Genomic DNA, 8,748 nt, shown 5'->3' on the forward strand with positions numbered 1-8,748 from the left:
CGCTGTCGCCGGTGCCCGCGGTCGGCATGTTGTCGTAATAGAGGCCGACGGTGGATTCGCCCGCGCCGACGAGGCCGCGGATCATCAGCGTGTTCTGCCCCGGGCCGGCGTTGATCACGTTGAGCCCGGCGATGTTGCGGGTCACCTGCTCGATATCGGTGATCTGGCGCTTGACCAGATCGTCGGAGGTGATCACGCCGATGCTGGTCGGCGTATCCTGCAGCTTCTGCTCGCGCTTGTTGGCGGTGACGATCACATCGGGGATGCCGCCATTGTCGGCCGAGGCGACGGCCGCCTGATCGGCTTCGGCAGCGGGCGCCGCCAGCGCCTGCATCGGCACCGCGCCGAGAATCGCCGCCATCACCACCGAGGGCGCGGCCATCGCAACATTCACTTTCATCTTACCCACCTTGTCCCCTCCCAAAACCAACCGGATAGCCGCGCAGGACTCACTCGGCACCGATTTAGATAACATGTTATCCTTGCCCCGTTCCGGCGCAACGCGCTTAGTGGATTTGTTGCGAGGAGTGAAACAATGGCACGGAACCTGAAACGGCCTGGATCCGGTAATTCCCTCTGCTCCCCCCTCCCTCTTGAAGGGAGGGCCGGGGGTGGGTGGGTATGAGGCGCGCGTAACGGTATCCCCGCAGGCCAACCCACCCCCGACCGCTCGCTTGTTCAAGGGAGGGGAGAAGAAGACGCCAGACACGCGCGGAACTGGCGCAGCCCGCCCCACAGCAGCAAGGTCGCGATCGGCCCGACGATCGCCGCGGCGATCGCCAGCGACAGATGCAGCGCGCCTTCGTCACGGAGCACATAATCGCCGATCAGCGCCGGCAGCACCGGCCCCAAGGTCACCGCGAGGATGCCCACCGTCAGCCCGAACACCGCGCTCAACTGCGCGCGCATGTTGTTCGGCGCGATCATCTGGATGGCCGAGGGGATCAGCACCGGGACGAACCCGCCGAGGAACTTGATCGGCCACAGCATCGCCGCCATCGCCCAGGCAACCGGCAACAGCGGCATGATCGTCGCGGCGACGCCCATTCCCGCGGCGGCATAGGTCGCCAGCCGGAGGCACGCATCGCCCTGCCCGCGCGCGATCATCCGGCTCGAAAGCCACCCCGCCGAAAGCATCCCGAGCGGCCCGGCGGTCAGCGAGGCGAGCCCGTTGACGTGCCCGGTCTGCGCGACGTTCCAGTGGAAGGTGCGGATGAACAGCTCGGGATACCAGGCGTCCATATAGCTCATGATCGCGAGCATCGCCGATCCGAGGAACAAGGCGATCGACATCGCCGGCCAGCGCGCGAGAAAGCGCCAGATGCGCGCCAGCGAGAAACTTGCGGCCGCGCCCTTGGCATCGCCGCGGCGCCGCGGCTCGCGCAGGGTCGAAACCCATAAAGCGACGAGCAGCCCCGGCGGGCCGATCACCAGAAACACCGCATGCCACGAGCGGATCGTGCCGAGCAGCGGCACCGTCACCTGCGGGGTCTGCGCCACCGCCGCCACCACCGACCCGCCGAGGATCAGCGCCAGCCCGGCGCCGATATAGATGCCGACCGAATAGAGGCTCATCGCGCGCGGCAGCCGCTCGCGATCGAAACTGTCGTTGAGCAGGGAATAGGCCGAGGGCGACAGCGCCGCCTCCCCCACCCCGACGCCGATCCGCGCCGCGAACAATTGCGGAAAGGTCCGCGTGAATGCGCACAAGGAGGTGGCGAGGCTCCACAAGGCGACGCCGCCGGCGATGATCCGCGTGCGCGGATAGCGATCGGCGAGCCACGCGATCGGCAGCCCCATTGCGGTGTAGAACAGCCCGAACGCGCCCCCGGTGAGCAAGGCGAATTGCGTATCGGTGAGGTGCAGGTCCGCCTTGATCGGCCCGACCATCAGATTGAGGATCTGCCGGTCGAGGAACGAGAAGGTGTAAGCGACCATCAGGACGGCGGCGGTGTACCAGCCGTAGCGATAGTCAGCCCGCGTTTCGGGCATCGCGGTCACGCCGCGCGGTCCGCCGCGACGATCGCGGTGCCGGCCGAGAGCCGGACGAGCGGGTCGGCATCGCCGAAGCGGGTGCCGATCGGATCGCCCCCCGCCGCGACGCGCTCGACCTGCCGGCGATAGAGCCGGCGCAGCATCCCGATCCCCTTGTCGGAGGTGACGAGATGCTCCTCCGAATGCGCGGTGATCGCGCCCTGCCCGACCTGCGCCTCATAATCGCCGGGGAGTTCGCGATGCTCCTCTTCGGTCAGTTCGTGCCACAGCTTGCCGTTGAAATGCGAGCGGATGCGCGCGAGCGCGCCGCGTTCGGTGACGCGCCCGGCGGAATAGATGCGGAAACTGGTATCGTCGATCGGCAACACCCAGCCGAGCAGCGAGCATGACCCGACACTCTCCGCGCGCGGATTGGCCACCGCGCGCACCGTCGGCAGCACTGCTTCGGTGATGCGGCGGTGCAATTGCCCCTCGCCCAGATCGCGCGCCTGAATGCTCTGGATGCCGCGCTCGGTCTCCTCGAACACCACCTCGGGCATCAGCGCCATCTGCGCGACGAACTGATTGCCGCTGAAGCTGCCGTGGAGGATCGGCACATGGAACGGGTCCATCACATTTTCGAAATGCTGCAGCCAGTTGCACGGCACGATCGCCGGGCCGCCGCTGCCCAGGCTGGTATCGTCGGCCTCGATGAATTCGCCCGGCGCGAGTTCCTCCAGCACATCGTAACGCGGCAGGAGCGGCATCCGCTCGGGCGGCCCCATATAGGCGAAGATCAGCCCATACAGCTCCTGCACCGGATAACCCGGCTGGCGCACCCGCGCCGCGGTGCGCGCGCCGCCCGCCGGCTCGCACGGCTGTTCGAGGCATTTGCCGTCCACGTCGAACAGCCAGCCGTGATAGCAGCAACGGATCCCGCGATCGTCGACCTTGCCGTAATAGAGCGAGGTGCCGCGATGCGCGCAGCGCTCGTGGAGCAGCCCCGCGCGGCCCTCGCCGTCACGGAACAGCACCAGCCGCTCGCCGAGCGCGGTGACGATGCGCGGGGTACGCGTCGCATCGCTGCTGAGCGCCACCGGGTGCCAGTAGCGCCGCAGCAGCTCGCCCATCGGCGTGCCGCGCCCGACCAGCGTCAACGACTGGTCGAAGGTCGGCGCGGGGAGCGTGTAGGCGCTCAGCATTTCCATCTCACTCTCCTGTAGGATGCCGCTTTAGTGGCGGTTCTAGCTTCTCGTCATTCCCGCGAAGGCGGGAATCCATTGACGCTGTCGTCGCGATTCTATCGCTGAGGCCCGAGTGAATGGATTCCCGCCTTCGCGGGAATGACGAATATCTCTCAGGCCGCGACGCCCAGCCGCTGGATCTTGTGCGCGCCCGTCGCGAGCGCGACATTCTTCGTCTCCATGTAGAAATCGAAGCTCCAGTCGCCGCCGTCGCGCCCGATGCCGCTCGCCTTCACCCCGCCGAACGGGGTGGGCAAATGGCGGACATTCTCGCTGTTGACCCAGATCATCCCCGCTTCGAGCGCATTCGACACGCGCAGCGAGCGGCCGAGATCGTTGGTCCACAAATAGCCGGCGAGGCCATAATCGACCGCATTGGCCTTGGCGATCGCATCGGCCTCGTCATCGAACGGGATCACCGTCAGCACCGGCCCGAAAATCTCCTCCTGCGCGATGCGCATCGAGACATCGGCATTGGTGTAGAGCGTCGGCGAATAGAAATAGCCGTCGCCCGCGATGCGTTCGCCGCCGACCGCGATCGTCGCGCCGTCGGCGGTGGCGATCTCGGCATAGCTGCACACCTTCGACAGGTGCCGCGGGTGGATCAAAGGGCCGACCTCGGTCGCCGAATCGAACGGGTCGCCGACCTTGAGCTGGCGCACCCGCTCGGCGAGCTTCGCGACGAACTGGTCGTGGATCGAGCGCTGGACGAGCAGCCGCGACGACGAGGTGCAGCGCTGCCCATTGAGCGAGTAGATCATGAACACCACCGCATCGAGCGCGCGATCGAGATCGGCGTCGTCGAACACGATCACCGGATTCTTGCCGCCAAGCTCGAAATGGACGCGCTTCAGCGTATCGGCGCCCTGCCGCATGATCGCGCTGCCGGTCTTCGATTCACCGACGAAGGCGATCGCCTTGATATCGCGATGCTCGGTCAGCCGGCGCCCGGTCGTCTCGCCGAGCCCGTTGATCGAGTTGAACACCCCCGCCGGCAGCCCCGCCTCATGCGCGATCTCGACCAGCAGCCGCGCCGAATAGGGCGACCATTCCGCGGGCTTGTGGACCACGGTGCAGCCCGCCGCGAGCGCCGGAGCGATCTTCCACGTCGAGAGCATGAACGGCGTGTTCCACGGCGTGATCACCGCGACCGGGCCGATCGGCGCGCGCGAGGTGACGTTGAGATGCTCCGCCGTCGGCAGCGACTGGCCGTCCGCCGCCGCCGGCGCGCGATCGGCGAAGAAGCGGAAATTCTCCGCCCCGCGCAGCGCCGCCTTGGACATGAAGCGCCACGCCTGCCCGGCATCGAGGCATTCGACCGCGGCGATTTCCTCGGCGCGCGCCTCGATCAGATCGGCGACGCGGTGGAGGATCTGCTTACGCTTGTCGCCCGGGGTCGCCGCCCAGGCCGGAAAGGCGCGCTTCGCCGCCGCCACCGCCGCGTCGAGCTCCGCCTCGCTGGCGTCGCACGCCTCGCCGAGCCGCGCCCCGGTCGACGGGTCGGTCACCGCGAACGACACACCCTCGCCCGCCACCGCGACACCGTCGACGAAATGGCCGAGCGGCTGCCCGGTGAAGGGGGCAATGGCCCCCAAGGCGATCTTCCGACGATCAGGCTGCATGGTCACTCCGCAATTGATTATCGTGTTAAATATATCGCCCGATCGACCGCGTCAAACCCAAAGCGGCGCTTGACGCTTATCATGTTAAATTTTAGACGGCGGGCATGACGACGCATGAGAGGAAGGCATGATCAGCGGGACCGCTTATGGCGTAGCGCTCAATGATCGCGAGCAATTGGCGGGGCTTGGCGAGGCGCTGAACCACGCGCCTTATGGCAAGCCGCCGGTGGCGCCGATTCTCTATGTGAAGCCGCGCAACTGCTTCGCCGCGGCGGGTTCCGCAGTCGCCCTGCCCGACGATATTGCCGAAGTTGCAGTGGGCGCAACTATCGCAATCGAGCGCACGGCGGCAGGTCCACACCTCGCGCGGCTCGCGATCGACCTGTTCGCGCCGCACGCCAGTTTCTACCGCCCCGCGATCGCCGAACGCTGCCGCGACGGCTTCCTCCCGGTCGGCCCGGCGACGGCTGTGCCCGGTACGCCGGAAAATCGCGATCATCCCTCCTCCGTTCGCCCTGAGCTTGTCGAAGGGCGTCCTGTCGCTCGTGAGTTGGGGCCGCCCTTCGACAAGCTCAGGGCGAACGGGGAATTTGCTGTAAGCGATGCCCTTTCCACGATCGAGATCGTCACCGCGATCAACGGCGCCGAACGCCACCGCTGGAGCTTCGCCCGGCTGGTCCGCAGCCCCGAGGTGCTCGCACGCGACATCGCCGACTTCATGACGCTCGCCCCCGGCGACATCCTGTTGTGCGGCATCGCGGGCGACGCGCCGGTCGCACGCGCCGGGGACAGGATCGAGATCACCGCCACCGGCTTCGCGCCGCTTTCCGTCACTTTGGTCGCGGAGCAGGCGCGATGAAGCATGTCCGACTGATCCACGCCGGGCGCGAGCAATGGGGCGTGGTCACCGCCGACGAACAGGCGATCGCGCTGGCCGACGGCACCGCGGTCGGCTGGAGCGACATCACCCTGCTCCCGCCGGTCACGCCGGGGGCAACGATCTTCGCGCTCGGGCTCAATTATGCCGATCATTCGGTCGAGCTCGGCTTCAAGCCGCCGTCGCAGCCGCTCGTTTTCCTCAAGGGGCATAACGGCTTCGTCGCGCACAACGGTGTCTCGCCCAAGCCACGCGACGCCGATCAGATGCATCCCGAATGCGAGCTTGTCGCGGTGATCGGGCGGACCGCGAAGCGCGTGTCGGCGGCGGACGCGCTCGATCATGTCGCGGGCTATACGATCGCGTGCGATTATGCGGTGCGCGAGTTCCTGGAAAATTATTACCGCCCCAATCTTCGCGTGAAGAACCGCGACGCGCTCACCCCGCTCGGCCCGTGGGTGGTCGATGCGGCGGATGTCGGCGATCCGCAGGCGCTGGCGCTCACCACCACCGTCAACGGCGCGACCATTCAATCGGGATCGACCCGCGATATGGTCTTCCCGGTGGCAGAGCTGATCGCGTGGCTGTCGTCGTTCATGACGCTGTCGCCGGGCGACATGATCCTCACCGGCACCCCGCACGGCGTCCATTTCGTCAGCGAGGACGATGCGGTGATCTGCGAGGTCGAGCGTGTCGGCCGGCTCGCGCATCGCATAGGATTGAAGCCATGAGCTTGTATCAGGTCCAGAAATTGCTGTTCGAGCTGAATCGCGATCCCGCGATCCAGCGCGCGTTCGAGGCGGACGGCGGCGCGGTGGCGGATCGCTACGACCTCACCGAGGAGGAGCGCCGCGCCTTGCTCGAGCCCGATATCGGGTTGCTCTACGTGCTCGGGGTCAACGGCCAGATCCTGATGCATTTCGCGGCATTCAAGCAGATCGCCTGGGCCGATTATCTCCAGCGGATGCGCGACGGCGTGCGCATCCACGGCCCGATCCGCGCCGGCGTCTACAAGATGACGACCGGGCTCGATGAAAAGGTAGCCGGCGTATGACCCTCGTTTTCAGCGGCATTTGCAGCCACGGCCCCGGCATCACCGGCCGCGCCGATCTTGCCCCGCCCGAATTGCGCGACCCCTTCTATGCCGCCTATCGCAAGATGGGCGACGCGATCTGCGCGACCGGGGCGGAGGCGCTGATCGTCATCGCCGCCGAGCATTTCGCCAATTTCTTCATGAACAACATGCCGGCCTATGCGATCGGCATGGCGGATCAGTACGAAGGGCCGATCGAGGACCCCGACTGGCTGCGCATCCCGCGCCAGCAGGTACGCGGCGACGCCGATCTGTCGCGCCGGCTGATCGCCGAGGTGCAACAGACGGTCGACGTGGCCTATGCCGAGGAATGGAAGTTCGACCACGGCATCATGGTGCCGCTGCACTTCCTCGATCCGGCGAACGCGCTGACGATCATCCCCGCCAATATCAATTGTCAGGGCCCGCCGCTCACCCCGCTCCACCGCGCCTTCGCCTTCGGCCGCGCGTTGCGCCGCGCCGCCGATGCGGTGCCGCAACGCATCGCTTTGGTCGGCACCGGGGGCATCTCGCACTGGCCGTGCACCCCCGACAGCGGACGGATCAACGAGGCGTGGGACCGCGACTTCCTCGATCGCTGGGCCTCGGCCGACGAGGCGCGGCTGACCGCGTACACCGACGCCGAAACCTATGCCGACGGCGGCCAGGGCGGCTATGAGATCCGCACCTTCATCGCCGCAGCGGCCGCCGCGGGCGGCAAGGGCATTGTCGATTTCTACGCGCCGATCCCGATCTTCAGCACCGGCTGCGTCGTCGGCCGGTCGGAGATCGTGTGATGGCGCACGCCACGGTCGAATGGACCGACAATCTCGACGGCGCATTCGACCGCCACGCTCTGCTGTCGCTGATCGCGGCGGAGATGCGCGAGCGGTCAGGCGGGGTGTTCCCGGTCGGCGGGATTCGCGTCCGCGCAATCCGGCTCACCGACTATGTCATCGCCGATGCCGCCGGCCCCGATGACGCCTTCATCAACATCGACGTGAAGATGGGCGCCGGCCGCGATGCCGCGTTCAAACAGGCGTTCTTCGACCAATTGTTCGCGGCGGTGAAAGCCTTTCTCGGCGATTTGTTCGATCGGCGCCCGCTCGCCCTCTCCCTCTATGTCGAGGAAGCCGAGGGGTGGAAGCACAATACCATCCATCGCCGCCTCGCCGCGCAAAAGTGACGCAAATCATGCCGCTTTCCACCGACCTGATCCAAAGCCTCGCCGACGAGCTGCACATCGCCGAGCGCGACGGCACGCAGATCGCGCAATTCTCGCTGCGCCACCCCGAGATCACGATCGAGGACGCCTATGCCATCCAGCGCGCCTGGACCAGGCGCAAGATCGCCGAGGGACGCACGCCGATCGGCCACAAGATCGGGCTGACCAGCCGCGCGATGCAGCGCTCGTCGAACATCGACGAACCCGATTACGGGCTGCTGCTCGACGACATGCTGTTCCCCGACGGGCGCGATATCCCGATCGACCGTTTCATCGTCCCGCGGGTCGAGGTCGAGCTGGCGTTCCGCCTCAAGCAGCCGCTCCAGGGTCCAAATTGCACGATGTTCGACGTGCTCGACGCGGTGGATTACATCATCCCCGCGATCGAGATCATCGACGCGCGGATCGAGCAGGTCGATCGCGCCACCGGCATGACGCGCAAGGTGTTCGACACGATCTCCGACAATGCCGCCAATGCCGGGCTGGTGCTCGGCGGGCGGCCGATCCGGCCGGGCGACGTCGATCTGCGCTGGGTTTCGGCGCTGATCTATCGCAACGGCGTGATCGAGGATTCGGGGGTCGCCGCAGCGGTGCTCGGCCACCCGGCGCTCGGCCCGGCGTGGCTCGCCAACAAATTGCATCCCTATGGCGAGACGCTCGAAGCGGGCGAGATCATTCTCGGCGGCAGCTTCACCGCGCCGGTGCTGGCACGCGCGGGCGATACTTTCCACGTC

10 protein-coding genes are annotated in these 8,748 nt (G+C 66.9%); 6 read left to right on the forward strand and 4 right to left on the reverse strand.

From position 1 onward, the window contains the following. The 4 genes from BGN95_RS17490 to hpaE form a co-directional block, all read right to left on the reverse strand. Positions 1 to 400, reverse strand: a 400-nt coding sequence (locus BGN95_RS17490) for a TonB-dependent receptor plug domain-containing protein (RefSeq protein WP_286773485.1), incomplete at its 3' end; no start/stop codon positions are given. A 278-nt stretch (positions 401 to 678) separates the two neighbouring features. Then, positions 679 to 1,992, reverse strand: coding sequence for an MFS transporter (locus tag BGN95_RS17495; RefSeq protein WP_286773540.1), 1,314 nt, complete (start codon positions 1,990 to 1,992; stop codon positions 679 to 681). A gap of 5 nt (positions 1,993 to 1,997) precedes the next feature. Beyond that, positions 1,998 to 3,182, reverse strand: a complete 1,185-nt coding sequence (locus tag BGN95_RS17500) for an aromatic ring-hydroxylating dioxygenase subunit alpha (RefSeq protein WP_286773486.1) — start codon at positions 3,180 to 3,182, stop codon at positions 1,998 to 2,000. Positions 3,183 to 3,331: 149 nt separating this feature from the next. Continuing rightward, a complete protein-coding gene (gene hpaE, locus BGN95_RS17505; protein WP_286773487.1) occupies positions 3,332 to 4,840 on the reverse strand; it encodes a 5-carboxymethyl-2-hydroxymuconate semialdehyde dehydrogenase in 1,509 nt (502 codons plus the stop codon). 127 nt (positions 4,841 to 4,967) lie between these two features. Between hpaE and BGN95_RS17510 the strand changes: the two genes are divergently transcribed. The 6 genes from BGN95_RS17510 to hpaH form a co-directional block, all read left to right on the forward strand. Further along, the gene (locus BGN95_RS17510; protein ID WP_286773488.1) at positions 4,968 to 5,699 is read left to right on the forward strand and encodes a fumarylacetoacetate hydrolase family protein; all 732 of its coding nucleotides are present in this window, start codon (positions 4,968 to 4,970) and stop codon (positions 5,697 to 5,699) included. Then, positions 5,696 to 6,448, forward strand: coding sequence for a fumarylacetoacetate hydrolase family protein (locus BGN95_RS17515; RefSeq protein WP_286773489.1), 753 nt, complete (start codon positions 5,696 to 5,698; stop codon positions 6,446 to 6,448). The genes BGN95_RS17510 and BGN95_RS17515 overlap by 4 nt, the downstream gene beginning before the upstream one ends. Further along, positions 6,445 to 6,771, forward strand: a complete 327-nt coding sequence (locus BGN95_RS17520; protein WP_265268967.1) for an aromatic ring-opening dioxygenase subunit LigA — start codon at positions 6,445 to 6,447, stop codon at positions 6,769 to 6,771. The genes BGN95_RS17515 and BGN95_RS17520 overlap by 4 nt, the downstream gene beginning before the upstream one ends. After that, a complete protein-coding gene (locus BGN95_RS17525; protein WP_286773490.1) occupies positions 6,768 to 7,586 on the forward strand; it encodes a DODA-type extradiol aromatic ring-opening family dioxygenase in 819 nt (272 codons plus the stop codon). Before BGN95_RS17520 ends, BGN95_RS17525 begins: the two co-directional genes overlap by 4 nt. Further along, positions 7,586 to 7,975, forward strand: coding sequence for a 5-carboxymethyl-2-hydroxymuconate isomerase (locus BGN95_RS17530; protein ID WP_179511954.1), 390 nt, complete (start codon positions 7,586 to 7,588; stop codon positions 7,973 to 7,975). Before BGN95_RS17525 ends, BGN95_RS17530 begins: the two co-directional genes overlap by 1 nt. A gap of 8 nt (positions 7,976 to 7,983) precedes the next feature. Next, positions 7,984 to 8,748, forward strand: a 765-nt coding sequence (hpaH, locus tag BGN95_RS17535) for a 2-oxo-hept-4-ene-1,7-dioate hydratase (protein WP_286773491.1), incomplete at its 3' end; no start/stop codon positions are given.

The organism is Sphingomonas sp. 66-10, from assembly GCF_001897045.1.
Taxonomy (GTDB): domain Bacteria; phylum Pseudomonadota; class Alphaproteobacteria; order Sphingomonadales; family Sphingomonadaceae; genus Sphingomonas; species Sphingomonas lycopersici.

What these genes read in the sequence shown, in the direction of transcription:
- BGN95_RS17495 (WP_286773540.1), bottom strand. Translation starts at nt 1,992, where the DNA reads ATGCCCGAAACGCGGGCTGACTATCGCTACGGCTGGTACACCGCCGCC.
- hpaE (WP_286773487.1), bottom strand. Translation starts at nt 4,840, where the DNA reads ATGCAGCCTGATCGTCGGAAGATCGCCTTGGGGGCCATTGCCCCCTTC.
- BGN95_RS17500 (WP_286773486.1), bottom strand. Translation starts at nt 3,182, where the DNA reads ATGGAAATGCTGAGCGCCTACACGCTCCCCGCGCCGACCTTCGACCAG.
- BGN95_RS17525 (WP_286773490.1), top strand. Translation starts at nt 6,768, where the DNA reads ATGACCCTCGTTTTCAGCGGCATTTGCAGCCACGGCCCCGGCATCACC.
- BGN95_RS17520 (WP_265268967.1), top strand. Translation starts at nt 6,445, where the DNA reads ATGAGCTTGTATCAGGTCCAGAAATTGCTGTTCGAGCTGAATCGCGAT.
- BGN95_RS17515 (WP_286773489.1), top strand. Translation starts at nt 5,696, where the DNA reads ATGAAGCATGTCCGACTGATCCACGCCGGGCGCGAGCAATGGGGCGTG.
- BGN95_RS17530 (WP_179511954.1), top strand. Translation starts at nt 7,586, where the DNA reads ATGGCGCACGCCACGGTCGAATGGACCGACAATCTCGACGGCGCATTC.
- BGN95_RS17510 (WP_286773488.1), top strand. Translation starts at nt 4,968, where the DNA reads ATGATCAGCGGGACCGCTTATGGCGTAGCGCTCAATGATCGCGAGCAA.